We start from the raw sequence: 24471 nt of genomic DNA, 5'->3' as shown, positions 1-24471 counted from the left end.
CGTTGGCTTCAACGCACGGTTCCGCAGACAATCGATACCCAAGCAAGTGATTAGGGTTTACTCCATGTCGAAAGCACTCAGAATCTTCGTGCTGTTTGCCTGCGGATACTTCGTCTCCTACGTGTATCGCGGTGTGAACATCGGATTTGCGCCATTCATGACGCGCGAACTCGGCCTCTCGTCCGCTGACCTCGGTCTGCTCACGAGCCTCTATTTCCTCGGTTTTGCCGGGGCGCAATTGCCTGCGGGCGTGTTGCTCGACAAGTTCGGGCCCCGCCGTGTGGCGTCGCTGGTGTTGCTGCTGGCAGCCGCCGGTGCAGCGCTGTTCGGTCTGGCGCAGGGCGTGGGCGCGCTGATGGTCGGGCGTCTGCTGATCGGTGTCGGCGTGTCGGTGTGTCTGGGCAGCGCCTTCAAGGCATTGGCGCAATGGTTTCCGGTGGCTCGTCTGCCGCTGCTCAACGGTCTGGTGATGGCGGTGGGCGGCATGGGCGGCGTGGTCGTCGGCACACCGCTGAACTGGCTGCTCGGCCTGACGGACTGGCGCGTGGTGTCGTTCGGATTGGCGGCGCTCACGGTGTTCATGTCGGTGGCGCTCTGGTTCGGCGCGCCCGAGAAGCCGGGTTCGCATGCGCAGGGTGGTTTGTCCGAAGCGTTGCAAGGCGTGCGTGAGGTGCTCGGCAGCGCCATGTTCTGGAAAGTGACGTCGCTCTCGGGGATCACGCAGGGGGTGTTCTACGCGATGCAATCGCTGTGGATGGCGCCGTTCATGCGCGACGTAGAAGGGCTGTCCGAAGCGCAGGCCGCCTCGCTGGTGTCGGTCGTGGGGCTCGCGATGATGGCGGGGAGCGTGGTGTTCGGTGCGGCAGCCCGCTCGCTGGAGCGACGCGGCGTGAGTGTCTTTGCCTTCTCGGGTGTGGGCATGCTGGTGTTCGTGCTGGTGCAGTTGCTGCTGATGCTGGGTGCACCGATTCCCCCGGTCTGGCTGTGGGCGGCTTACGGAATTTTCGGCGGTACGGGCATTCTGTCGTATGCCGTGCTCGCGGAGTACTTCCACGGCACGCTGATCGGACGCGTGAACACGTCGCTCACGCTCATCATCTTCCTGCTGATCTTCCTGTGTCAGGTTGGCATCGGCGCGGTGCTCGGCGCTTACCCGGCGCACAGCGCACAGGGACACTTCTCGGCCTGGACGGCACTCATCGTGCTGCAAGTGATTGGCGCAGTGTGGTACTTCTGGCCGCAGCGTCAGCGCGCCGGCAAGGCGGCCGCGGCGGCGTGATGACGGCGTGATGGCGGTGCGGCGCGTCGTCCCGATATCGGATGACGGCGCGCACTAAGCACGCGGATGCATAGCGTGCGCTCATGATGCACATAAGCGGCGCGCATGAGCGATTCGCATCAACGAAGAGGCTCGCATGGCGAGCCTCTTTCACATTCCACGTCGAGGTTTGTCGTCACTGCTCCGCTTCGAGCACCCGGAGCCAGTCGCTCAACCCGGCTTCGAGACTCGTGAGCGACGCTCCCGAGAGCGGTGCGAGCATGCGATGTTCGTTGGCGACGTGCGCCTCGACCGCGCGCTCGATCACCGTAAAGCCGGACTCGGTCAACTGGACCAGCGTGCTGCGGGCATCGTCCGGATTGGCAACGCGTGCGATCCAGCCCCGCCCTTCGAGACGCTGCAAACGATGCGTCATCGTCCCCGAGGTCACCATCAGCGCCGAAAACAGGGCAGTGGGAGCGAGACGGTAAGGCTCGCCGGCGCGTCGCAGCGTCGCGAGCATGTCGAATTCCCAGCCGCTCATCTCGAACTCGGCGAAAGTGGCGTCGAGTTGCTGCTGCACAAGTGCTGCGCAACGCTTGAGGCGGCCGATCACGCCCATGGGCGATACGTCGAGATCCGGACGTTCCCGATGCCATTGCGCGAGGATCCGGTCGACGGCGTCGCCGTTCGCAGGTTCCCGTGATACGGCGCGGTGCGCATCTTGCGCTTTATCTCCCGTTGGCCGATTCGCCATCCCTTGACTCCAGTTGTCTTGACATCAAGACAAAAGGATACCAAACTGCGATTTATCTTGAATTGAAGATAAATCATCATGACGACGAAAACCCGTGTGCGATCGACGTGGCTAGACGTCTTGCTGACGGCGCTGGCACCCGTGATCTGGGGCTCGACCTATATCGTGACGACGCAGGTGTTGCCGCCCGACCGACCTTTCACGGCGGCGCTCATTCGCGTGCTGCCCTCTGGATTGCTGCTGTTGATGTATGCGCGACGCTGGCCCGCACGTGGCGAGTGGACGCGCTTGCTGGTGCTCTCGGCGCTGAACATCGGGGCATTTCAGGCGTTGCTGTTCGTGGCGGCCTATCGCTTGCCGGGCGGATTGGCGGCGGTCGTCGGCGCGATTCAGCCGTTGCTCGTGATGGGGCTGGCATGGGGCGTGGAGCAACGGCGTCCGCTGGCGAGCACGGTGTGGGCGGCGGTGGCGGGTGTCGTCGGCATGGGCGTGCTGTTGCTCTCGCCGGGGACGGTGTTCGAGCCGGTCGGCATTCTGGCAGCACTGGCCGGGGCCGCGAGTATGGCGACGGGCACGTATCTCACGCGTCGCTGGCGCTTGAACATGCCGGTGCTCGCGCTCACGGGCTGGCAGTTGCTGCTCGGCGGCGCGATGCTCGTACCGGTCGCGTGGCTGGCAGATCCGCCGTTGCCGTCGCTTACGATTGGGCAGACGGCGGGCTATGCCTATCTGTCGATGGCGGGCGCTTTACTGGCGTATGCGTTGTGGTTTCGTGGCATCGCCCGTCTGGCCCCGGTGGCCGTGTCGTCGCTCGGACTACTCAGTCCGCTGACGGCGGTCGTACTCGGATGGATGCTGCTGGGGGAGGCAATCAAAGGCCTCGCCTTCGTGGGGCTCGCGGTGGTGTTCGCGAGCATTCTGGCGGTGCAGTGGACGGCCGCGCGGGCCTGACGATCATCTGCGATGCTTCAAGGCTAGGGGATCAGGGACCGGGGTAGGAGGATCAAGGATCAAGGACCTGGCGGGCCTGAAGTGCCGACGGTGCCATGCCTGGTGCAAGACACCGCCCCGCTGAGTCCGAGTTCTTTCGTGTCCGTCGATTATTCGGACGCCACCCAATCCCCCGATTTGCCGCCGTGCTTCTCCAGCACGCGAACGTCGGTCATCGTCATGCCTCGGTCGACCGCTTTGCACATGTCGTAAATCGTGAGCAGGCCGACCTGCACGGCCGTGAGGGCTTCCATTTCGACGCCGGTGCGTCCGATGGTCTCGACCTGTGCGCGGCAATGGACGGCGTTGGCGCCGTCGTCCACCAGAAACTCCACCGTCACCCGCGTGAGCGCGAGCGGATGGCACAGCGGAATCAGATCGGCCGTGCGCTTGGCGCCCTGAATGGCGGCGATTCGCGCGATGCCCAGCACGTCGCCCTTCTTGGCGGTGCCCGTGCGAATCAACGCGAGCGTTTCGGGCTTCATCCGGATCGTGCCGCGTGCGACCGCAATGCGATGCGTGCTGTCCTTGCCGCCAACGTCAACCATGTGAGCCTGTCCGGCGGTATCGAAGTGGGTGAGTTCTGCCATGAGCGTCGATGCTGAGAGAATGCTGGGAAGATGACGAAAACGGTCTGCGTGCCCCGTTATTGCGTCGGTCGTGAATGTGAATTTGCCGATGTTTTCGACGTCCAGGCGATGGTGCGGAACGTCTACGTCTGGCTGCTATCATAGCAGCAGCCCCGAGTGATCTGCGCCGCGCTGCGCCTACTTCCATGACGCGTTCGCTACCTTCCTTCCGAGCCACATTCCTCGCCGCATTCGGCTCCACATCCCTTGCCACGTTCGGCGCAACCGTTCGCTTCACGCATCGCTCGAACGCTGTGCGGGCGTGCCGTGCGCTTTGCCTGCTTCGTCTGTCTTCCCTCGCATGACCATGATGCCGACGCGCGCTCGCCGTCCCGCGCAGGTTGCCGCCCCCGGCCGCTGGCGCCGCGCGATCGCGTGGGTCATGTTGCCCGTGATGACGGCGACCACGTTTGCGACCGCGATCGTGCCGACGCAAGCGGCCGCGCAGGGGTTGCCGACGTTGGGCCAGAGTTCGGCAGACGATCTCTCGCCCGCGATGGAGCGCAAGCTCGGCGAGCGGGTGATGCGCGAGATCCGCGCCGACCCGGACTACCTTGCCGATCTGCTGCTCTCCGATTACGTCAACGCGCTGGGCAGCCGACTCGTCTCGGCCACCCGCAAGGTGGGGCTCGACGCCAGCCAGAGCTTCGAGTTCTTCGTGGTGCGCGACGCGGGGATCAATGCTTTTTCACTGCCGGGCGGGTTCATCGGCATCAACACGGGGCTTATCGTTGCGACGCGTACCGAGTCAGAACTCGCTTCGGTCGTCGGGCACGAAACGGGGCACGTGCTGCAACATCACATCGCGCGGATGCTCGGTCAGCAGGCGCAGAACTCGTGGCTCGCGCTGGGCGGAATGCTGCTCGGCCTGCTCGCCGGGATCGGCGCGCGCAGCTCGGATCTCGGCATGGGCATCGCGATGGGCGGGCAGGGGCTCGCCATCGATCGCCAACTCCGCTTTTCTCGTGACGCCGAACGCGAGGCCGATCGCGTCGGCTTTCAGTTGCTTCAGGCGGCGGGCTTCGATACGTACGCCATGCCGACGTTCTTCGAGCGCCTCCAGCGTGCCGATGCCATCAACGAAGCCGGTGTGCCCGAATATGTCCGGACTCACCCGCTCACGACCGAACGCATCGCGGATATGCTGAACCGCTCCCGCACCGCGGGCTATCGTCAGCCGGAACAGTCGCCGGAATATGTGTTCGTGCGCGCCCGCTCCCTCGTGTTGCAGCAGAAGTCGGCGAGCGACTTTGCGGCGATTGCCGAGGCGCAGCGCACCGCAATTCGCACGCAGACGACGCCGAGCGTGGCGGGCGCCTGGTACGCGGTGGCGCTGTCCGAGTTCAAGCAGCGTCGCTGGGAACCGGCACGCGAGGCGCTGGAGAAGTCGCGTGCGGCCTTCGGCGGCACCGGCCCCGGCACGCCGAGTCTGGCGGTGCTCGCGTCGGATATCGCACGACTCTCAGGCCGGCCGGATGAAGCGTTGCGCGTCGCCACGCAAGCGCGCGCGGCATTCCCGCTGTCACAGGCGGCCGACATGGCGTATGCCGACGCGCTGGTCGCGAGCCAGCGCATTCCCGACGCAACGAAGTTTCTGCAAGCGCAGGTCGAACGCTATCGCAGTGAGCCGATCTGGTGGCGGGCGCTGGCAGGCGCGTGGGCGGCGGGCGGCAAGCGGGCGCGTCAGCATGAGGCGCTGGCGGAACAATACGCCTTGCAGGGGCAGTGGATGGCGGCCGTCAGCCAGTTGAAACTGGCACGCGATGCGGGCGACGCCGACTTCTACGAGATGTCGACCATCGACGCAAAACTGCATGAGTTCCAGCGTCGGTACCGCGAAGACAAGGAAGACGAGAAGGACTTCAACAAGCAGTTTGGTTAAGCGGACACCACGCGGACACAACGCGGGCATAACGCGGACATAAAGCGAGCATCAAGCGGGAATCAATGGGGCGTCGACAGGCGACGACTTCGTAACCGCCGCGATCTTCGCAGCCTTGGTTCCACGCGCGTCCTTGTCGCTTCACGCCGTCGACGTGTCGGGCGCCTGCGGGACGCGCTCGAAGCCGTAGGTCTGCGGCAGGGTGCCCGCGTGGGTCGTTGCGAGCGGCAGCGAGTCGCCATTGCGCCAGTGCAGACGGACGGCCGCCTTGGCGTCGGCCGTATCGTCGGCGGTTTCGGCGACCTCATAGGCCTGCGTCAGATCCGATACCTCGGTAAGCAAATCGATGTCGTGATCGTGCAGCAGCGCGAGCGTCGTCGTTGCGGTGGTGCCCGTGCCGTCGTTCGCGCCAAGGGTTTCCGCAGCGCCGGAGGCTCCCTCGAATGCGACGCTGCCGTCCTCGTCCAGCAGACACGCCTGCGGCACAAATGCGTGGCCCAACTGATCCGTCAGCACCGGTGCGCCGCGGCCATCGTTCGCGCTGGCATCCCACGTCAGCCGCACCACAAAGGGCGCATAGGCCAGCGAGACGTACACCCGTTGCGGACCGTTCTGGAAGTACCAGCGTCCCGCGTCGTCGCTGGCGTAGTTGCGCGCAATGAACGCGATCAATGCCTCGTGACGAATCGGGTCTCCCGCCGTGCCTTCGGCCTGCGCCTGCTCGTCGCGCATGCGCCACTGTCCGCGACGATCCAGCGCCAGCCACCCGTAGCAATGGGGCACATTTGGCCATTTGGCCATTGCCTGACGAACGATTTCATCCATTAGGAAACCTTAATGTCTGTCGTGCCGACGTCTATCGCTCGCACGAGCGTGGTCCACGATCATGCAGCGTTCGGCAAAAATTGGCGGAAATAGTCGACGACGGTACGCGGCATCCACGTCAGCCCTCCCGGGAACGGTCCGCTCATGAAGCCGACGTGTCCGCCGTTGGCGGGTTGCAGCAGTTGCACGAAGCGGCCAACGTCGTCTTCGCCGGGCAAGGCGCTGGCGGGCTGGAACGGGTCGTTGCGTGCGTTGATGACCAGCGTCGGCACTTCGATGGCCGGCAGAATCGGTTTGCTGGACGCCCGCGTGTAGTAGTCGAAGGCGCTGTGATACCCGTGCAGCGGCGCCGTCACCACGTGGTCGAACTCGCCCAGATCGCGGGCGGCCATCATCAGATCGCGGTCGTAGAGGCCCGGGTACTGATCGAGCTTCGCCAGCGCCTTCTTCTTGAGCGTGCCCAGAAAGTTGCGCGTGTACACCATGTTGAAGCCGTGCGAGAGCGCGAGACCCCCGGCGCGCAGGTCGAGCGGGGCGGAAATCGCGCAGGCTGCGCTCACGATTCGCGTGGCGTGCCCCTCGCGCTCTCCTAGCCAGCGCAGCAGCACGTTGCCGCCGAGTGACACGCCGGCGGCGAAGATCGGCCCCGAGATGTTCTCGCGCAGACGTTGCAGCATCCAGTCGATCTCGGTGCTGTCGCCCGAATGGTAAAAGCGCGGCGCGCGGTTGATGCGGCCGCTGCAACTGCGAAAGTGCGGGATGACGCCGCGCCAGCCCAGTGCTTCGACTTCCCGCATGAGGGTGCGGGCGTAATGGCTGCCCGAGCCGCCTTCCAGTCCGTGAAAGAGCACGACGAGCGGTGTCTGCACGAGACCTTCCGGTGCGGGCGGCGATTTCTCCGAGGCGGGCGGCGCGACCAGCCAGTCGACGTCGACGAAATCGCCATCGGGGGTATCCCATGTCTCGCGACGGAATTCCACCGATGGGCGACGGCCCAGCAGTGCGGGATAGATCGTCTGGCTGTGACCGTCGGGCAGCCACCGTGGCGACCGGTAATCCTGGGGGAGAAAGACCGCCGGGCGCGCTGTCATCGAGACGCCGGGCGGATCAGTGCAGCCCGTCCGGGCGCGCGTGCATCATCAGGCTGAATTGCTCGACGGCATGCGGCGGCAGCGGGCTGGAGTGGATGTGGGCGAAGCGCCAGTCGCCCTGCTCGTGGACCAGCACGTAGGTCGTATGGATGAGCTGGGCGGTGTTCTGCTTGGCGTCTTCGTTGCCCACGCGTATCGCTTCGGTCGCCGTATGCACGACCGTGCCGACGGTGTCGTACTCGGTCGTGTCCAGCGAGTCGATCAGCACGACGCTTTGCGTGAACTGGGCGACGAGGCCGCTGCGGATCTGTTCAAGACCGTCCCAGCGGGTGCCGTCGGCGCGAATGTAGCTGACGAAATCCTCGTTCGCCCAAAGCGCCATCGCGCGATCCGTCTGTCCCCGGCGCAGCGCGTCATAAAAGGCCGTGATGGTTTCACTGGCGGCATCGAACAGACGGACAAAACGTGGCATGAGGATTTACCGTTGAGTGTTACCGGGGTCGAACTGTTGCAGCTTCCGACGTCTCGTGTTTCGCAAGAGGCTTTGTGCGCCTCAGCGTTGCGTGAGCAGGATGTTGCGCAGATTTGCGAACACGTGCTCGGGCATCAGCTCGTTCAGGCAGCGCGTATGACCCAGCGGGCATTCGCGGGCAAAACACGGGCTGCACTCCAATTGTAGCCACAGGATATGCGCCTGGTCGGATAACGGCGGCGTGTGGCGCGGATCGGACGAACCGAACAGGGCGATCTGCGGGCGGCGCAACGCCGCCGTGACGTGCATCAACCCCGAGTCGTTGCTCACCACGGCGTTGGCGCGCGCGAGCAGTGCGCAAGCTTCGGCGAGCGACGTCTGCCCGCAGAGATTGCGCACGAACGGCGCGTCGGCGGCGATCTGCTGGGCCAGCGCCCCGTCTTTGCCCGACCCGAGCGCGACGATCTGCGCATACGGGAACGAGCGGCGCACCAGTTGCGCGAGCTGGGCGAAATGGCCTGGCGGCCAGCGCTTGGCCGGTCCGAACTCGGCACCGGGGCAGAACACCACGAGCGGCACGCGCAGATCGAGCCCGAAGCGGGCGAAGACGCGGGCCGACTCGTTCAGATCGGCTTCGATGCGCGGCGTGGGCAGCGTCTCGGGCAGCTTGGCGCCGGGCGCGAACGCGAGCGCAGCGTAGTGCCGCACCATCGGCGGGCGCTCGTCCTTGCGCGGGTTGGTGTGGCGCACGTTGAGCAGGCCGTAGCGCTGCTCGCCCTTGTAGCCGATGCGCAACGGAATGCGCGCCAGCCACGGAATCAGCGACGACTTCAGGGAGTTCGGCAGCACATAGGCGGCGTCGTACCCTTCGTCGGCGAGCACGCTCGCGAGCCGGTAGCGCTCAAGCGGCTGCAATTTGCCGTGCGCGAGGTCGGTGGCGACGACGCGCGAAATCTCCGGCATGCGTTCCAGCACCGGGGCGACCCAGCCGGGCGCGATCGCGTCGATGGTCAGACGCGGATGCAGACGCTTGAGCAGGGTAAACAACGGCTGCGCCATCAGCGCGTCCCCAATCCAGTTGGGGGCGATCACCAAGGCTTTATGCATCGTGGCGGAGACTCTATACGTTAAGCGTGACGATGAAACGGACGACCAGCCGGCAGGCGCGGGGCAACGGTTGCGTGCTGCGCGTCGCCGGCCGGGGCCGGATCACGAGGCAGGCAGCGATCAGTGACCCTTGATCACGACGCCGGGCTTCAGGCGATAGCGCGTGCCGCAGTAGGCGCAGGCCGCTTCGCCGTGGCTCACGTCGATGAACACGCGCGGATGGCTGCTCCAGGACTGCATTTTCGGGTTCGGGCAGTGGACGGGCAAATCTTCGGCGCCGACTTCGACGACCGGCATTTGTTTGACTTCGCTCATGGGGTTCGGACCGTGATGGGTATTCGCTGGTATTCGCTGGCGTCGCGAGCGTCTGCCCGCTTACCAAAAGTCGCTATTGTAAAGCAGCAGCAGCCCTTTGCGGATGGCGAGCGCCTCGCGCGGTGCGGCGCTGCCTCGCCTCATGGGTCCGCGTGGTGCGCACGCGACAACTCGCCCGTTGCATCAGAAAAAACAGGCCGACGACGGTATTTCACGTACTAAGTAACCATTTACCGTGGCTATAATGGCCTGTCGTCCGCCGCCACCGATACACCTATTCAAGAGACACTCCGGCAACCCTGGCGGGCGCCATGACCGCCTGCGGTCATCTTGGGCGTGCCGGGCGCCGTCGGGACCGCTTTGCCCCGCAATGCCAGACACCGCGTCGTTCGTCACGGCGCTCGCCCCCCCAGCCGACCATGCCAATGTTTCGCTTGCCAGCCGCCGAACGTGAAGGGTTCGCGGCGGGTTTTCGCATTATTTCGCCGCTATTGCCCGCGATCTTCTCATGGGGGCTCGTCACGGGCGTCGCCATGAGCAAATCGGTGCTCACCGTGCCGCAGGCCATCGGCATGAGCCTGATGCTGTACGCCGGCTCGGCGCAGTTGGCGTCGCTGCCCCTGTTCGCTGCGGGCATGCCGTTGTGGACGATTTTGCTGACGGTCGGCATCGTCAATCTGCGCTTCGTGATTTTCAGCGCCGGGTTGCAACCGCATTTCTCCTATCTGTCGTTGCCGCGCCGCATCGCGCTCGGCTACGTGAACGGCGACCTCGGGTTCGTGATGTTCATGAACCAGAATTTCGCGAACGGCTACGTGCCGGGCAAAGAGGGCACCTATTACGGCATTACGCTCAGCAATTGGGCGGTATGGCATATCTCGTCGACGCTCGGCATCTTGCTGGGCGCGCTCGTGCCCGATAGCTGGGGGCTGGGCTTTGCGGGCACGCTCGCGCTCATTCCGATGATGGTGCACACGATCAACAGCCGCTCGACGATGCTCGCCGTGGCGCTCGCGTCGCTCATCGGCGTGCTGGCCTTCGATCTGCCGTACCGTCTCAATCTCGTGCTGGGCGTGATCGGTGCGCTCGCCGCCGGCATGGTGTGCGATGAACTGGCCTCACGTCACGCGAAGCGGCTGGCGCTGGCGAATCCGGTGAAAGTGCCGATTCCGGTGGCGCCGCCGACAGCGGCGAGTCCCCTCGATATTCGAAATGAAGTCGTGCAGGCCGAGCAAGCCGTGGAAGTCATGGACGAGGAACGCCGTCATGCCGGGGAGCGCCGTCGATGAGCACCTTTGAAATCTGGTTCGCCTTCGTCGCGATGACGGCGGTCACCATCGTCACGCGCACGCTCTTCCTGCTTGGCGGCGACCGTGTGGCGCTGCCCCAGCGTCTGCAACGTGCGCTGCGCTATGCACCGGCGGCGGCGCTGGCCGTGATCGTCGTGCCCGAGGTCATGCTGCTCGATCATCAGTTTGCGTTGCATCTGGGCAATCACAAGCTGGCGGCGGCGGTCGCGGCTACGGGCTGGTTCGTCTGGCGGCGCAACATGATCGAGATGATCGCGATCGGCATGGTCGTCTACACGCTGGGACGACTGTTCCTGTAGGTGGAACCTCTCGCCGTGAAAATGGGCATCCGGTGGGTCGGATCAGTTAAAATGCATGTTTTTCCCACCATTTATTCCGGATTCTCATGGCTTCCGTCGTACGTCTTTCCGATTTGATCGCTCAGGGCGCCCTTGCGGGCAAACGTGTCTTCATCCGCGCCGATTTGAACGTGCCGCAAGACGATAACGGCCGTATCACGGAAGACACGCGGATCCGCGCCTCGGTGCCCGCCATTCAGATGTCGCTCGACGCCGGCGCTGCCGTGATGGTCACCTCGCATCTGGGCCGCCCGACCGAAGGCGAATTCAAGCCCGCCGATTCGCTCGCCCCGGTGGCGCAGCGTCTGTCGGAACTGCTCGGCCGCGACGTGAAGCTGGTGGCCGACTGGGTCGACGGCGGCTTCGACGTGGCCCCCGGCACGGTCGTGCTGCTGGAGAACTGCCGCGTCAACAAGGGCGAGAAGAAGGACAACGACGAACTGGCGCAGAAGATGGCCAAGCTGTGCGACGTCTATGTGAACGACGCGTTCGGCACCGCCCATCGCGCCGAAGCCACGACGCACGGCATCGCCAAGTACGCCCCCGTTGCCTGCGCCGGTCCGCTGCTTGCCGCGGAACTCGAAGCGCTGGGCAAGGCGCTGAACGCGCCGGCGCGTCCGCTCGTGGCCATCGTGGCCGGCTCCAAGGTCTCGACCAAGCTCACCATTCTCAAGACGCTCGCCGACAAGGTTGATCAACTGATCGTGGGCGGCGGCATCGCCAACACGTTCATGCTGGCCGCCGGCCTGCCGATCGGCAAGTCGCTCGCCGAGGCCGATCTGGTCGGCGAGGCGCGCGCGATCATCGACGCCATGGCCGCACGCGGCGCGTCGGTACCGATCCCGACGGACGTCGTCTGCGCCAAGGAATTCAGCGCCACCGCCGAAGCGACCGTGAAGGCCGCGGCCGACGTGGCTGCCGACGACATGATCCTCGACATCGGCCCGCAAACGGCCGCCAAGCTGGCCGAGCAACTGGGCAGCGCCGGCACCATCGTGTGGAACGGCCCGGTCGGGGTGTTCGAATTCGACCAGTTCGGTCACGGCACGGAAACGCTGGCGCGCGCCATCGCTGCCGCCAAGGGCTTCTCGATTGCCGGTGGCGGCGACACGCTCGCGGCCATCGCCAAGTACGGTATCGCCGATCAGGTCAGCTACATCTCGACCGGTGGCGGCGCCTTCCTGGAATTCCTGGAAGGCAAGACGCTGCCGGCCGTCGACGTGTTGCAACAACGCGCCGCCCAGTCGAACTGATCGCGCATACGCGAAGGCAGGTGGGGCGGGGCTCGCGGGCCGGTTGAACGGTCCCGCAGACGTTGGCAGACGGTGGTTTCGGCCGCTTTATTGCGAACGTTTGGGATCGAATCAAACGATTTCGTACGGACAATACGAACTTTTTGGTTAACCTGCGGCGGCCTAATTGCGTTACAAACCTCTAAGCGCCAGTAATGTCGAAAGCGCTGCTACCAAAAGAGGATGAAGAGATGGATGTAATGAACCGCTCCACCAAGATCGTCGCCACCATCGGTCCGGCATCGAGCACGCCGGAAGTGCTTTCGCGCATGATCGCCGCAGGCGTCGACGTCGTTCGCCTGAACTTCTCGCACGGCAAGGCGCAAGACCACATCGAGCGCGCCGAGATGGTGCGCGCGGCCGCCAAGGCGGCGGGCCGCGAAGTGGCCATCATGGCCGACCTGCAAGGCCCGAAGATTCGCGTCGGCAAGTTCGAGAACGGCAAGACGACGCTCGAAGCCGGTGCCCGCTTCATTCTGGACGCCGAATGCGAACTCGGTAACGACGAGCGCGTCGGGCTGGACTACAAGGAACTGCCGCGTGACGTGCGCACGGGCGACGTGCTGCTGCTCAACGACGGCCTGATCGTGCTGATCGTCGATCGCGTGCTCGGCACCGAGATCCACACGACCGTGAAGGTCGGCGGCGATCTGTCGAACAACAAGGGCATCAACCGCCAGGGCGGCGGGCTGACGGCGCCGGCGCTGACCGCCAAGGACATGGAAGACATCAAGACCGCGATGGCGCTGGGCGCCGATTACGTCGCGGTCTCGTTTCCGAAGAACGCCACCGATATGGAAATGGCGCGTCGTCTGGCGAACGTGGCCGGCGAGCCCTACGGCATCAAGCCGCTGATGATCGCCAAGATCGAACGTGCGGAAGCGATTCCGGCGCTCGAAGAGATTCTGGCGGCGTCGGACTGCATCATGGTCGCGCGTGGCGATCTGGCCATCGAAGTCGGCAATGCGGCGGTCCCGGCGCTTCAGAAGCGCATGATCCGGCTAGCGCGCGAGATGAACAAGACGACCATCACGGCCACGCAGATGATGGAGTCGATGATCCACAATCCGGTGCCGACCCGTGCCGAAGTGTCGGACGTCGCCAACGCCGTGCTCGACGGCACCGACGCCGTGATGCTGTCGGCCGAGAGCGCCGCGGGCAAGTATCCGGTCGAAACCATCGAAACGATGGCGGCGATTTGCGTCGAAGCCGAGCGCTCGGAAACGGTGGAACTCGATCGCGACTGGCTGGACCAAACTTTTACGCGCATTGATCAAACGATTGCCGCCGGTGCCTTGTTTACCGCGTATCATCTTGGCGCGAAAGCCATCGTGGCGCTGACCGAGTCGGGCGCGACCGCGTTGTGGCTGTCCCGTCACAAGATCCATGTGCCGATTTTTGCCCTGACTTCGCAGCTCAGCAGTCATCGCAAAATGGCGCTGTATCGCAATGTCTACGCCATGCGCGCGGACGCCGCGCATGACCGCGACCAGGCGCTCAAGCAGGCGGAACAACTGCTGCTCTCGAGCGGTGTCGTGAAGCGCGGCGACACGATTGTGCTGACGGTAGGCGAGCCGATGGGACAACCCGGCGGCACCAATACGTTGAAGATCGTCCAGGTGGGCCACGCATGACGACGCGGGCCGCGCGATGGCGGCGAGGGCGCAGTGCTTTGCACGCGTCACGCCGCTCGCGAGCCGTCGTCATGAGGGGCGCCTCTGGATCGAGGAAAGATTTGCTTAGTTTTTGATTCCAAGGAGAACATCATGCCCCTAGTCTCTATGCGACAGCTGCTCGACCACGCCGCCGAAAACGGCTACGGTCTGCCGGCCTTCAACGTCAACAATCTGGAGCAGGTCTCCGCCATCATGGCCGCCGCCGACGAAGTCGGTGCGCCGGTCATCATGCAAGCTTCGGCCGGTGCCCGTAAGTACGCCGGCGAAGCGTTCCTGCGTCACCTGATCTCGGCCGCCGTGGAAGCCTACCCGCATATCCCGGTGGTGATGCACCAGGATCACGGCCAGTCGCCGGCCGTGTGTATGGCCGCCATCAAGAGCGGTTTCTCGAGCGTGATGATGGACGGCTCGCTCGAAGCCGACGGCAAGTCGGTCGCCAGCTACGAGTACAACGTCGAAGTGTCGAAGAAGGTCGTCGAGTTCTCGCACTACATCGGCGTGACGGTGGAAGCCGAGCTGGGCGTGCTGGGTTCGCTCGAAACGATGAAGGGCGACAAGGAAGACGGCCACGGCGCCGACGGCACGATGACCCGCGAGCAACTGCTGACCGATCCGGATCAGGCTGCCGACTTCGTGCAACAGACGCAGTGCGACGCGCTGGCCATCGCCATCGGTACCTCGCACGGCGCTTACAAGTTCAGCCGCAAGCCGACGGGCGACATTCTCGCCATCGACCGCATCAAGGAAATCCACCGCCGCATTCCTAACACCCACCTGGTGATGCACGGTTCGTCGTCGGTGCCGCAGGAACTGCTCGCCGAAATCCGTGAATTCGGTGGCGACATGAAGGAAACGTACGGCGTGCCGGTCGAAGAGATCGTCGAAGGCATCAAGCACGGCGTGCGCAAGATCAACATCGATACCGACATCCGTCTGGCTATGACCGGCGCGATCCGTCGCTATCTGTTCGAAAACCCGAGCAAGTTTGACCCGCGCGACTACCTGAAGCCGGCACGTGAAGCCGCCAAGCAGGTTTGCAAGGCGCGCTATCTGTCGTTTGGCTGCGAAGGTCAGGCAGGCAAGATCAAGACGGTTTCGCTCGAGAAGATGGCCGAGAAGTACAAGAGCGGCGACCTCGCACAGATCGTGAAGTAATCAGGCAACTCACGCCATACGAGATACGTCTCGCATGGCGCGTTGCCCTGCCTGAGCCGGGAGATGTCGACGGACCGTTACGTTGCACGTTACGTCGCTCGGACTTCCCCGCTCAGGTCGCAGGCCCGGCTTTCGCCAGCACCCGCTGGAACAGAAGCCGGGCTTTTTCTTTGGGCAGTTGCAATTGAAACTTGCCGCCCAGCTCCGAGCGAATCGTCGCGGTGAGCATCTCCACGCCGTCGACGATCAGCGTCATCGGCTCGTTCATATGCTGGCGTGAGAAATCCCGCATGCGCGTGGTCGCGCTGTCACGCAGGCGCATGGTGATGACGACCTCGCTGTCGGGCGCCGCATTGGCCGTCTGCGCCGGAAACTGCAACCCCAATTGTTCGATATCGCGTGCCGCATACAGGGCGAAGCGAGGAATGTCGTCGTCGTTGTCAGACGTGGCGATGGCGATCAGCCGGGGGAGCGTGAGGCGTTCGTCGGCATCGGCCGGGGCGCTCGACGCGCGGCTGCCGGATGCCGCGTGTGGTGCCTTGGCCCGAGGCGACGGCTTGTGGGGCACGGTCGAGGGGGAGGCGCTCGGGTGCATCGGTGCCGTCTGCGCCCACGCCGGGACACCGCCCAGCAGGGCGAAAGCGGTGAAAGTGACATAAGTCACGAAACTGACGAGCGTCACGGCAGCCCCCTTTGCCTCTTTGGCGGGTGAACGTTTCCATTCTAGGCAACATCCTCGGCCGGCGAAGGACGGCGAAACCCCGGCTGGCGCTGGGCCTGACGATGCGGTGGCGCCGGCGTCGGCATGAAACGACAGCGGTGCGGTCAATCCCGGAAGTCCGGCGGCAGGGGGCGTGGCAGTCTCCGTGCCTCCCGCCAACCCGCCCGTTCTGGGCCACCCGGAGTTTTCGATGCCGTTCAATCGCTTTCCCAAGACCGTCACCCGCTGTCTTGGGCTGTCCAGCCCCGAGGAATCCTCGCCGCCACCGTCGCGTACCGGTGCCATGGCGACGTCGCTGACAGGCACCCTCAACCGTACGCCGGCACTGCGCGGGCCGGGCGCCGTGTCCCATGCGTCGGCGCGGGCGTCCCAAAAATCTCAAATGCCTGGCGCACCGACGTCGACCGGCAGATCAGCAGACGTTTCGGCCGATCTGCGCATGACGATGGCCGCCGATTGGCGAGGTGGCGTCAGGGCGGGTGCCGGGCGTGCCCTCAAGACCGACGATCACGCCGCCCTGGCCGTCTTGGCATTACCGATCCGACTTTGGGGCTGTGACGATCCGGCACCCGGCTGGGTGCAGCCGATTCGGGAGGGCGCGCAACGCTGGGCCGAACGCTACGGCGTGAACACGGCCACGCTGATTCGCGTCGGGAGCGAATGTACGCGCTACGGCCTGCTCGAACTGGGCGGCTGTCGCTTCATCGTTGGACCCACGGCCACCCCGGCCGAGGCGCGCTCGCTGACCCGTATGCTCAAGGCGCATCCGCAGATCGGCGCGGTTTTCAGCGTCGAGCCGGGCGCGATGCGTGCGGGTGTGCGTGACTTGGCTGACGTGGGGGCCGTGGGGCGTGATGGGTGCGATGGCCTCGATGGGCGTGAGGGAGCGGACGGCGCCGCAGCCGGATCGGGTTACCGCGAGCGGCCCATCGGCGAGTACATCGCTGCGGTTACCCGTCGCGGGGCGAGCCGGCGTCATGCTGCGGCCTCGTCATCGACGTCCGCCGTCGCTTCATCCCACGGCAATCTCGATGGGGGTCTGTCGCACGTGCAGTTCATGGAATTCGCGGGCATGGAGCGCTTCGACGCGCAGATTGACGGCGCAACGCTGTGGTGTGCCGGCAAGGGCATCGCGGATTTCATGCGACGCCATCCCGGCAAGATCGCGCTGGTGTGTTCCGAGCACGGCATTGCGCGACCCTGCGCGGTCATCGCCAGTGCCGCGCTGCAACTCCGGGCGGGCGACGCACGGCTGCGCAGTCAGCTCGCCACGGAAGTCGTCGCCCAGCGCTCCGAGGCCAGCGACCATCACATCAACGCGGCGGCGCGCAGCATGGATCTGGTGGCGGAGCTATCCCGGCTCACGGCGATGCTGCGCACCCCCGGGCGCGGCGATCCGCGCTGGGAGCGGAAGGTGGCGCTGCTCACGCAGCATCTGCCCGATTTGATCGCGAATGGCGACGTCGACTGGCATGGCACGCAGGGGCGGCGTCAACTGGCCGGCATGCTCGAAGCGAACTTCGAACGCGTCGCGCCGCTGCTGGCGGCAGGCGGTCTGCCGCCGGGTACGGCGTTGCTGTGGCTACGTGAAGAGATCGGCGTGCTCAGCGGCGTGCGATTCCTCAGTCCCGGCTACGTCGGCGCTCACACCGACCGGATTTCGCAGGAGGCCATCGATCCGGGGAGTCCCGATGCCGTGCGTCTTGTGTCGTTTGACGACTATGGGCTGACGTGCGACAACAAGTATTACGACGTCGGGTCGGTCGTCGACTGGTACCGTCATTGCCGGGGGCGCGGCAGGGTCATGACGAACCCGATCTCGCGCTCGCCGGTCGTCGCCTTGCTGGTGACCGAGGGCGAGAAGGCGCGGCTCGCGGCTGGATTTCGTGACTGACTTTCATGATTGACAGCCGGCCATAGGACCCGGGGATGTCGGGAAGATGTCGTCGCCCGGCACGCGCCAGACCGACATCTTCGTGAAACGCCCCCCGACGCGCGTATAATTACGCCTTTGCCCTTCCTGATATTGGGTCCCGCCGTGACTACCCCCGCTCTGAACGCCCTGTACGAATCCTCCCTCAAGAGCCTGCCGCTGCTCTCGCGCGGCAAAGTGCGCGATAACTACGCCGTTGGCGACGACAAGCTGCTGATCGTGACGACGGACCGCCTCTCGGCGTTCGACGTGATCATGGGCGAGCCGATTCCGGGCAAGGGCCGTGTGCTCAACCAGATGGCCAATTTCTGGTTCGACAAGCTCGCCCACGTTGTGCCGAATCACCTGACCGGTGTGGCGCCGGAGACGGTCGTCTCGGCAGATGAAGTCGCTCAGGTCGCCGGCCGTGCGGTCGTCGTCAAGCGTCTGAAGCCGATCCTCGTCGAAGCCGTGGTGCGCGGTTATCTGGCCGGCAGCGGCTGGAAGGACTATCAGGCAACGGGCGCCGTGTGCGGCGTGAAGCTGCCGGCCGGTCTGCAAAACGCGCAGCAACTGCCGGAACCGATCTTCACCCCGGCGGCCAAGGCCGAACTGGGCGAGCACGACGAGAACATCAGCTTCGACGACATGGTGAGCCGCGTCGGTCGTGAGCTGGCCGAGCAGATCCGCGATATCTCGATCCGTCTGTACAAGGAAGCGGCCGCTTACGCCGCGACGCGCGGCATCATCATCGCCGACACGAAATTCGAATTCGGTCTGGACGACGACGGCAAGCTTCACCTGATGGACGAAGCGCTGACCGCCGATTCGTCGCGCTTCTGGCCGGCCGACTCGTACGCCGTGGGCAGCAACCCGCCGTCGTTCGACAAGCAGTTCGTGCGCGACTGGCTCGAAACGCAGCCGTGGGGCAAGACCCCGCCCGCACCGGCTCTGCCGGCCGAAGTCGTCGAGAAGACGGCGGCCAAGTACCGCGAGGCGCTCGAGCGCCTGACCGGCCAGCAACTGGCCTGAGCGGGGCAGGAAAGACATGAGCGACAAACAAGCCGTGGCCCCGCGCGTTGGCGTGGTAATGGGGTCCAATTCGGACTGGGAAGTGATGAAGAACGCGGCCGCCATTCTGGCCGAGTTCGGGGTGCCGTACGAGGCGCAGGTCGTCTCGGCGCACCGTATGCCGGACGACATGTTCCGCTACGCCGAAGCGGCGCGTGAGCGCGGTCTGGTCGCGATCATCGCCGGTGCCGGCGGTGCCGCGCACCTGCCGGGCATGATCGCCGCCAAGACGACCGTGCCGGTGCTGGGCGTGCCGGTGCCGAGCAAGTACCTGCGCGGCGAAGATTCGCTGCTCTCCATCGTGCAGATGCCCAAGGGCGTGCCGGTCGCCACCTTCGCCATCGGTGAAGCGGGCGCGGCCAACGCGGCCCTGTTCGCCGTCTCGATGCTGGCTGCCGACGACAAGACGCTTGCCGACAAGCTCGACGCGTTCCGTGCGAAGCAGACCGAAGCGGCGCGCGGCATGACCTTGCCCGCGCTGTAAAAGAAAAGAACGTCCCTGCTACCGTCTGCTTCCGACCGAAGATGAATTCTGCCTCCGCTGCGCCTGTCCTTCCCGGCCAATGGCTGGGCATGCTGGGCGGCGGCCAACTCGGCCGCATGTTCTGTTTTGCCGCCCAGTCGATGGGTTACAAGGTTTGCGTGCTGGACCCGGACCCGCGTTGTCCGGCCGGCGCTGTCGCCGACCGCCTGATCGTCGCCGATTACCGTGACGAGACGGCCCTCACCGAACTCGCCGCGCTATGTCCTGCCGTCTCGACCGAGTTCGAGAACGTGCCGGCCCAGTCGCTCGACTTCCTCGCCCAAACCACGACCGTGAGCCCGGCGGGCCGCTGCGTTGCGATCGCCCAGGACCGGGTCGCCGAGAAGCGCTTCATCGAGCGCTGCGGTGTGCCGGTGGCGCCGCATCTGGTCATCGAATCGAACGAGGGGCTCGCCGCCATTGGCGACGCCGCGATCGAGAGCGTGCTGCCGGGTATTCTGAAGACGGCGCGCCTCGGTTACGACGGCAAGGGGCAGGTGCGCGTGAATACGGCTGCCGAGGCCCGCGAGGCTTACGCCGCACTTGGCGGCGTGCCGTGCGTGCTGGAGAAGCGTCTGGCGCTGGCATTCGAAGTGTCGGTGCTCAGCGCGCGCGGTGCAGACGGCACTGTCGCGACCTATCCGCTCGCGCAGAACGTGCATATCGACGGCATTCTCGCCACCACGACGGTGCCTGCGCCCGATGCCGCCCCGGCACTGGCCGATGCCGCGCGTGCGGCGGCTGCCGCGATTGCGTCGCAAATGGATTACGTGGGCGTGCTGTGCGTCGAGTTCTTCATTCTGAAGGACGGCTCGCTCGTGGCGAACGAAATGGCGCCGCGTCCGCACAACAGCGGTCATTACACGATCGATGCCTGCGCATCGAGCCAGTTCGAGCAGCAAGTGCGCGCGATGGCCGGGCTGCCGCTCGGCGAGACACGTCAGCACTCGCCGGCGGTCATGCTGAACGTACTCGGCGATGTCTGGTTCGAAGGGCCGGGCAAGGATCTGCCGCGTACCCCCGCGTGGGCCGACGTGGCGGCGCTGCCGTCCGCTCGCCTGCATCTGTACGGCAAGGAAGACGCGCGCGTAGGCCGCAAGATGGGTCACATCACGTTCGCAGGCGCATCGCTCGACGAAGCGCGCAATGCGTGTGTGACGGCGGCCGCAAGCCTCGACATCCCGCTGGAAGACTGAGCGATGGCAACGTCCACGACGCCTGCCGTGCCGCGTATCGTCATGCCGCCGGCCGAGGCTATCGCACAAGCGGCGGCGCAACTGGCCGCCGGTGAGCTGGTCGCCTTCCCGACGGAAACGGTCTACGGCCTGGGCGGCGACGCCGAGAATCCGGCGGCCGTGGCAGCGATCTACGCGGCGAAAGGGCGTCCGGCGAACCATCCGGTCATCGTGCATTTTTCTCCGGACGGCGACGCCGGCTACTGGAGCAACGACGTCACGCCCGCAGCGCGCAAGCTGATGGACGCGTTCTGGCCCGGTCCGCTCACGCTCATCCTCAAACGAGCCCCGCACATTCCCGATGCCGTGTCCGGCGGTCAGGATTCCGTGGGGCTGCGTTGCCCGTCGCATCCGGTGGCGCAGGCGTTGCTGCGCGAGTTCGAGCGCGTGAAGGGCGGGCAGGGCGGTGTGGCCGGACCGTCGGCCAATCGTTTTGGTCAGGTGAGCCCGACGGCCGCACAACACGTGCGCGACGAGTTCGCCGGGTTGCCGGGCATCACGGTTCATGTGCTCGATGGCGGCGAGGCGGCCGTCGGGATCGAATCGACGATCGTGGATCTCTCGCGTGGGTTCCCGGCGCTGCTGCGCCCCGGCCACATCACGCCCGAGCAGATTGCCGAGGTGCTGGGCGAGATGCCGCGTCTGCCCGGACAGGACAGCAATGCGCCGCGTGCCTCGGGCACGCTCAAGGCGCATTACGCGCCGCGCACGCCGCTGTATCTGTGCGACGCCGCGCAATTCGCGGCAGCGCTGGCCGTGCATCCGGCGGGTGAGCGCGTGGCGGTCGTGGCGTTCGCGCCAACGCTGGCGACACTGCCGTCCGCTGTGACCGCATCTGATGACGTGATGACGATCGTGCTGCCGCCAACGCCGACGGCGCTCGCCTCCGATCTGTACGCGATGTTGCGACGCCTCGATCGCGCCAACGTCACGCATATCCTCTTCGAACGTCTGCCCGATACGCCTGCGTGGGCGGCAGTGGGCGATCGCCTCGGCCGCGCTGCGGCGGCATTCGAGCGCGCCTGAAGCGTACAAGCGCTGAAGCGGCTGCCCCGCCGTTCGATGCGGGGCAACACCACGGCTTCATCGCATCGAAACGTCAGAGGTGTTTCTGCACGGCGCCGACACCCGGTGCCTGTGCATCGGGCGTTACCACTTCCCCTGTTCCCGACACGCCCGAACCGCTGCCCGTCGCTGCGCCCGCATGCGACACCTGCCACGCGTGCCGCCACTCCGGCGGTCCGAACAACGCCATCCACTTGTTACGCCACCCGGGCATCGTGAAGACGTCGCGCGCCATCGTGCGCCATTCGTGAAACGTCAGCGTGATCGGATTGTGCGTATGGATCGGGTCGACGATGCCGTACTCGCATGGCTCGGCGTCGCTTTCCTCGACGTACGATCCGAAAAGACGATCCCAGATGACCAGCACGCCCGCGTAATTCCTGTCGATGTAACGCGGATTGCGCGCGTGATGCGCACGATGAATCGACGGCGTGTTGAGCACGTACTCCAGCCAGCCGAGCTTGGGAATCGCCTGCGTATGCACGAAGAACTGGAACGCGAGATTGAGCAGCACCACGCCGACGATCTGCACGGGCGTGAAGCCGATGAGTGCCATCGGCGTCCAGAACAGCCACATCCCGGCGACGGGATACATCAGGCTTTGCCGGAAGGCCGTCGACAGGTTCAGGCGCTCCGACGAGTGATGCACGACATGCGCCGCCCAGAACCAGCGAATGCGATGGCTGGCGCGATGAAACACGTAGTAGAGGAAGTCCTGCACGATGAAGAGGAGCAGGAAGCCGAGCCACCCGGTGGGCATCGTGTAGATGCGGTGATGGTCGTACAGCCACGCGTAGAACGGCACGATGAGCAGCCAGGCCAGCTTGTCCGCGCCCTGATGCATGAGTGCGAGCGTGGCGTTGCTGAGGGTGTCCTTGAGGCTGTACATGCCGGGGCGGCGGCGTCGCCAGTACCAGGCCTCGACGCCGATGCACAGCACGAATACCGGCGCGAGCGCCAGCAGGATCAATTCGACGTTCATGACCTCGCGTCTCCTCACGATAGGGTCATCTGAACCGGTGTCCCCGCATCTCGTAGGGTTGGCGCGGGTGGCACCGATGGAACGTCTATTCTGACGCGAATGTGGCGCGTCGGCGTCGGGGTTAGAGGAAAACATCAAATACGCGCCGTAAGCCCGATATGTCGCATTTTCATGCGGAGTTACGGGCTTACGGTGTGCTTATCGCGTGCTGACGATGATCCTGCGGACGGCTTGAGACTTGCGACTGTCTTGCTTCAGGGCGCGTTCTCGAACACCCACGAGATCAGCGCATCGTTGAAGGCTCGCGCGTTGCTCGCCCGCGGGTCGTTGACCAGCGAGACCACCACGTACACGCTGCCCGAGCGCGCCGCGACATAGCCGGCCACGGCACCGACATCATCGAGCGTACCCGTCTTGATGTGGGCGTTACCCGCCACGTCGCGATTCGTCAGACGATTGCGCATGGTGCCGTCCACGCCGACCGTCGGCATCGACTCGACGAGCACCTGCCCGGTCGGGCTGTTGATACCGTGTTGGAGCAGACGTCCCAGCTCTGCTGCGCTGATGCGCTCGATGCGCGACAGCCCCGAGCCGTTCTCCACGACGAGGCCCGGCGCGGCGAGATCATTCTTGTCGAGCCAGCGATTGAGCACTTCACGCGAGCGCGCAATGCTTGCGGGCGTCTTGCCGTCGGCAGGCAGGCCCAGCGTGAGGAACAACTGGCGCGCCATCACGTTGTTGCTGAACTTGTTCATGTCGTGCACGACTTCGCCCAGCGTCTGGCCGCGATGCGTGACGAGCAGACGTGCGCCCGGCGGCACGACGCCCGTGCGCACATTGCCGTTGAACTGTCCGCCGGAGGCTTGCCACAGCGCACGGAAGCCGCCAAGGAAGAAGCGGTCGCGATCCGGTGCGGCAATGTTCCATCCCTTGTCTTCGCACGACGCCGGGTAGGTCCCGGAGAAACTCGCCACGTAGGCGCCGTCGGGTGTGGTGCTCAGGGTGGGATGAATGCGAGCAAGCCAGTCGCCGCAGTTGCCGGCGGCCGTCGACGACATCTCGTTCGAGACTTGCAGATTGGCCATCGGGGGCAGCACGCCGACATCGACGGTGCCGTTCGGGTTGCCCGTGAAGCTGAACGACATCGCCTTGAACGAGTACAGCAGCGGGTCCGGCGAGACGTTGTACGGACGGTCGGTGTCGCCGTCGATGGGGCCTTGCGCACCGATGTCCGCGCTGTACGCCGAGCGGTCGAGCACGATATCGCCGTTGATGTTCGTCACCCCCGCGTTATGCAGCTCGGCGATGAACTTCTCCATCTCTTCGGGCACGAGCTTCGGATCGCCGGTGCCCTTGAAGTAGAGATTGCCGTTGAGTGTGCGGCCATCCGATTGCCCGTCGGTGTACGCCTGTGTGCGCCAGCGGTAATCGGGGCCGAGCGTGTCGAGGGCGGCAATCGTCGTGACGAGTTTCATCGTCGACGCGGGATTGCGGGGCACGTTCGGATTGAGCGCGAGCATCGGCGCCGGCACCGCACCGCGCGTTTGCAGCGGGTTGTCGACCTTGGCGACGATCAGGCTGATGTGCGACGCCGGTACCTTGCTGGCGGCGAGCGCGCGCGCGAGCGGCGCGGGCAGCGCCGTGGCACGCGCGGGCGTGACCGGCACCTTCGGCACTTTGGCCTTCACGAGTCTGGTCGACTTCGCGGACTTCGCCGACTTCTCGGGCCTGGCCTGCGCAGGGACACTCACAACCATCGCCAGCGCCAACGCGGCGCAACAGGCGCGCGCCATCTGACGGGGGCTGACGATCTGGAGATGGGGCATTTCAGAGGAAGCGAACACGAGGGAAGCAGAGCGAAGCAG

The 24471-nt window shown here is 65.3% G+C and carries 23 protein-coding genes; 13 read left to right on the top strand and 10 right to left on the bottom strand.

Annotated features, from left to right (window positions below):
* Window positions 1–64: 64 nt before the first annotated feature.
* Window positions 65–1279 carry an MFS transporter gene (locus C5N93_RS11815; protein WP_242559402.1) on the top strand — a complete coding sequence of 405 codons (1215 nt, stop codon included), beginning with the start codon at window positions 65–67 and terminating at the stop codon, window positions 1277–1279.
* Window positions 1280–1454: 175 nt separating this feature from the next.
* On the opposite strand, the gene C5N93_RS11810 is transcribed toward C5N93_RS11815, so the two are convergent.
* Window positions 1455–2015, bottom strand: a complete 561-nt coding sequence (locus tag C5N93_RS11810) for a MarR family transcriptional regulator (protein WP_242559401.1) — start codon at window positions 2013–2015, stop codon at window positions 1455–1457.
* A 78-nt stretch (window positions 2016–2093) separates the two neighbouring features.
* Here C5N93_RS11810 and C5N93_RS11805 point away from each other — a divergent pair, with 78 nt between their 5' ends.
* Window positions 2094–2966, top strand: a complete 873-nt coding sequence (locus C5N93_RS11805) for an EamA family transporter (protein ID WP_242559400.1) — start codon at window positions 2094–2096, stop codon at window positions 2964–2966.
* A gap of 149 nt (window positions 2967–3115) precedes the next feature.
* Here C5N93_RS11805 and moaC read toward each other — a convergent pair whose 3' ends face one another.
* Window positions 3116–3595: a cyclic pyranopterin monophosphate synthase MoaC gene (gene moaC, locus C5N93_RS11800; protein WP_150721355.1), complete on the bottom strand. Its 480-nt coding sequence runs from the start codon at window positions 3593–3595 to the stop codon at window positions 3116–3118.
* 340 nt (window positions 3596–3935) lie between these two features.
* On the opposite strand from moaC, the gene C5N93_RS11795 reads away from it, so the two are divergent.
* Window positions 3936–5516 carry a M48 family metalloprotease gene (locus C5N93_RS11795; RefSeq protein ID WP_242559399.1) on the top strand — a complete coding sequence of 527 codons (1581 nt, stop codon included), beginning with the start codon at window positions 3936–3938 and terminating at the stop codon, window positions 5514–5516.
* 141 nt (window positions 5517–5657) lie between these two features.
* On the opposite strand, the gene C5N93_RS11790 is transcribed toward C5N93_RS11795, so the two are convergent.
* The 5 genes from C5N93_RS11790 to C5N93_RS11770 all read right to left on the bottom strand — a co-directional run bounded on the left by C5N93_RS11790 (window position 5658) and on the right by C5N93_RS11770 (window position 9326).
* Window positions 5658–6341, bottom strand: coding sequence for a DUF2946 family protein (locus C5N93_RS11790; RefSeq protein WP_242559398.1), 684 nt, complete (start codon window positions 6339–6341; stop codon window positions 5658–5660).
* 59 nt (window positions 6342–6400) lie between these two features.
* Window positions 6401–7432 (bottom strand): alpha/beta fold hydrolase, encoded by a 1032-nt coding sequence (locus C5N93_RS11785; RefSeq protein ID WP_242559397.1) that lies wholly within the window; start codon window positions 7430–7432, stop codon window positions 6401–6403.
* A gap of 16 nt (window positions 7433–7448) precedes the next feature.
* Window positions 7449–7904 (bottom strand): nuclear transport factor 2 family protein, encoded by a 456-nt coding sequence (locus C5N93_RS11780; RefSeq protein WP_069342633.1) that lies wholly within the window; start codon window positions 7902–7904, stop codon window positions 7449–7451.
* Between the two features lie 81 nt (window positions 7905–7985).
* Window positions 7986–9011 (bottom strand): lipopolysaccharide heptosyltransferase II, encoded by a 1026-nt coding sequence (waaF, locus tag C5N93_RS11775; RefSeq protein WP_150721352.1) that lies wholly within the window; start codon window positions 9009–9011, stop codon window positions 7986–7988.
* Window positions 9012–9131: 120 nt separating this feature from the next.
* Window positions 9132–9326 (bottom strand): zinc-finger domain-containing protein, encoded by a 195-nt coding sequence (locus tag C5N93_RS11770; protein WP_069342635.1) that lies wholly within the window; start codon window positions 9324–9326, stop codon window positions 9132–9134.
* A 425-nt stretch (window positions 9327–9751) separates the two neighbouring features.
* Between C5N93_RS11770 and C5N93_RS11765 the strand changes: the two genes are divergently transcribed.
* The 5 genes from C5N93_RS11765 (at window position 9752) to fba (ending at window position 15097) form a co-directional block, all read left to right on the top strand.
* Window positions 9752–10615 carry an AzlC family ABC transporter permease gene (locus C5N93_RS11765; RefSeq protein ID WP_242559396.1) on the top strand — a complete coding sequence of 288 codons (864 nt, stop codon included), beginning with the start codon at window positions 9752–9754 and terminating at the stop codon, window positions 10613–10615.
* Window positions 10612–10935: an AzlD domain-containing protein gene (locus C5N93_RS11760; RefSeq protein ID WP_069342636.1), complete on the top strand. Its 324-nt coding sequence runs from the start codon at window positions 10612–10614 to the stop codon at window positions 10933–10935. Before C5N93_RS11765 ends, C5N93_RS11760 begins: the two co-directional genes overlap by 4 nt.
* Window positions 10936–11021: 86 nt before the next feature.
* Window positions 11022–12227 (top strand): phosphoglycerate kinase, encoded by a 1206-nt coding sequence (locus tag C5N93_RS11755; RefSeq protein ID WP_069342637.1) that lies wholly within the window; start codon window positions 11022–11024, stop codon window positions 12225–12227.
* Window positions 12228–12466: 239 nt separating this feature from the next.
* Complete coding sequence (gene pyk, locus C5N93_RS11750; RefSeq protein ID WP_150721349.1) at window positions 12467–13900, top strand: pyruvate kinase; 1434 nt, start codon at window positions 12467–12469, stop codon at window positions 13898–13900.
* A gap of 132 nt (window positions 13901–14032) precedes the next feature.
* The gene (fba, locus tag C5N93_RS11745) at window positions 14033–15097 is read left to right on the top strand and encodes a class II fructose-bisphosphate aldolase (RefSeq protein WP_042112359.1); all 1065 of its coding nucleotides are present in this window, start codon (window positions 14033–14035) and stop codon (window positions 15095–15097) included.
* A 112-nt stretch (window positions 15098–15209) separates the two neighbouring features.
* On the opposite strand, the gene C5N93_RS11740 is transcribed toward fba, so the two are convergent.
* On the bottom strand, window positions 15210–15779 hold the full coding sequence (locus C5N93_RS11740) for a hypothetical protein (protein WP_242559395.1): 570 nt from the start codon (window positions 15777–15779) through the stop codon (window positions 15210–15212).
* A 229-nt stretch (window positions 15780–16008) separates the two neighbouring features.
* On the opposite strand from C5N93_RS11740, the gene C5N93_RS11735 reads away from it, so the two are divergent.
* The 5 genes from C5N93_RS11735 to C5N93_RS11715 all read left to right on the top strand — a co-directional run bounded on the left by C5N93_RS11735 (window position 16009) and on the right by C5N93_RS11715 (window position 21585).
* Window positions 16009–17712, top strand: coding sequence for a hypothetical protein (locus tag C5N93_RS11735; protein ID WP_242559394.1), 1704 nt, complete (start codon window positions 16009–16011; stop codon window positions 17710–17712).
* 159 nt (window positions 17713–17871) lie between these two features.
* The gene (locus C5N93_RS11730; protein ID WP_150721403.1) at window positions 17872–18762 is read left to right on the top strand and encodes a phosphoribosylaminoimidazolesuccinocarboxamide synthase; all 891 of its coding nucleotides are present in this window, start codon (window positions 17872–17874) and stop codon (window positions 18760–18762) included.
* A 16-nt stretch (window positions 18763–18778) separates the two neighbouring features.
* Window positions 18779–19285, top strand: coding sequence for a 5-(carboxyamino)imidazole ribonucleotide mutase (purE, locus tag C5N93_RS11725; protein WP_069342641.1), 507 nt, complete (start codon window positions 18779–18781; stop codon window positions 19283–19285).
* Between the two features lie 41 nt (window positions 19286–19326).
* Complete coding sequence (locus tag C5N93_RS11720; RefSeq protein WP_242559393.1) at window positions 19327–20520, top strand: 5-(carboxyamino)imidazole ribonucleotide synthase; 1194 nt, start codon at window positions 19327–19329, stop codon at window positions 20518–20520.
* Window positions 20521–20523: 3 nt separating this feature from the next.
* A complete protein-coding gene (locus C5N93_RS11715) occupies window positions 20524–21585 on the top strand; it encodes an L-threonylcarbamoyladenylate synthase (RefSeq protein ID WP_242559392.1) in 1062 nt (353 codons plus the stop codon).
* Between the two features lie 73 nt (window positions 21586–21658).
* On the opposite strand, the gene C5N93_RS11710 is transcribed toward C5N93_RS11715, so the two are convergent.
* Together C5N93_RS11710 and dacB are read right to left on the bottom strand one after the other, a co-directional pair.
* Window positions 21659–22606: a sterol desaturase family protein gene (locus tag C5N93_RS11710; RefSeq protein ID WP_242559391.1), complete on the bottom strand. Its 948-nt coding sequence runs from the start codon at window positions 22604–22606 to the stop codon at window positions 21659–21661.
* Window positions 22607–22860: 254 nt separating this feature from the next.
* Window positions 22861–24450 carry a D-alanyl-D-alanine carboxypeptidase/D-alanyl-D-alanine-endopeptidase gene (gene dacB / locus C5N93_RS11705; RefSeq protein WP_242559390.1) on the bottom strand — a complete coding sequence of 530 codons (1590 nt, stop codon included), beginning with the start codon at window positions 24448–24450 and terminating at the stop codon, window positions 22861–22863.
* Between the last annotated feature and the right edge of the window lie 21 nt (window positions 24451–24471).

The organism is Pandoraea sp. LA3 (assembly GCF_022696215.1).
Taxonomy (GTDB): domain Bacteria; phylum Pseudomonadota; class Gammaproteobacteria; order Burkholderiales; family Burkholderiaceae; genus Pandoraea; species Pandoraea capi.
The sequence above is the reverse complement of the archived record's forward strand: the minus strand, read 5'-3'. Positions and strand labels throughout refer to the sequence as shown.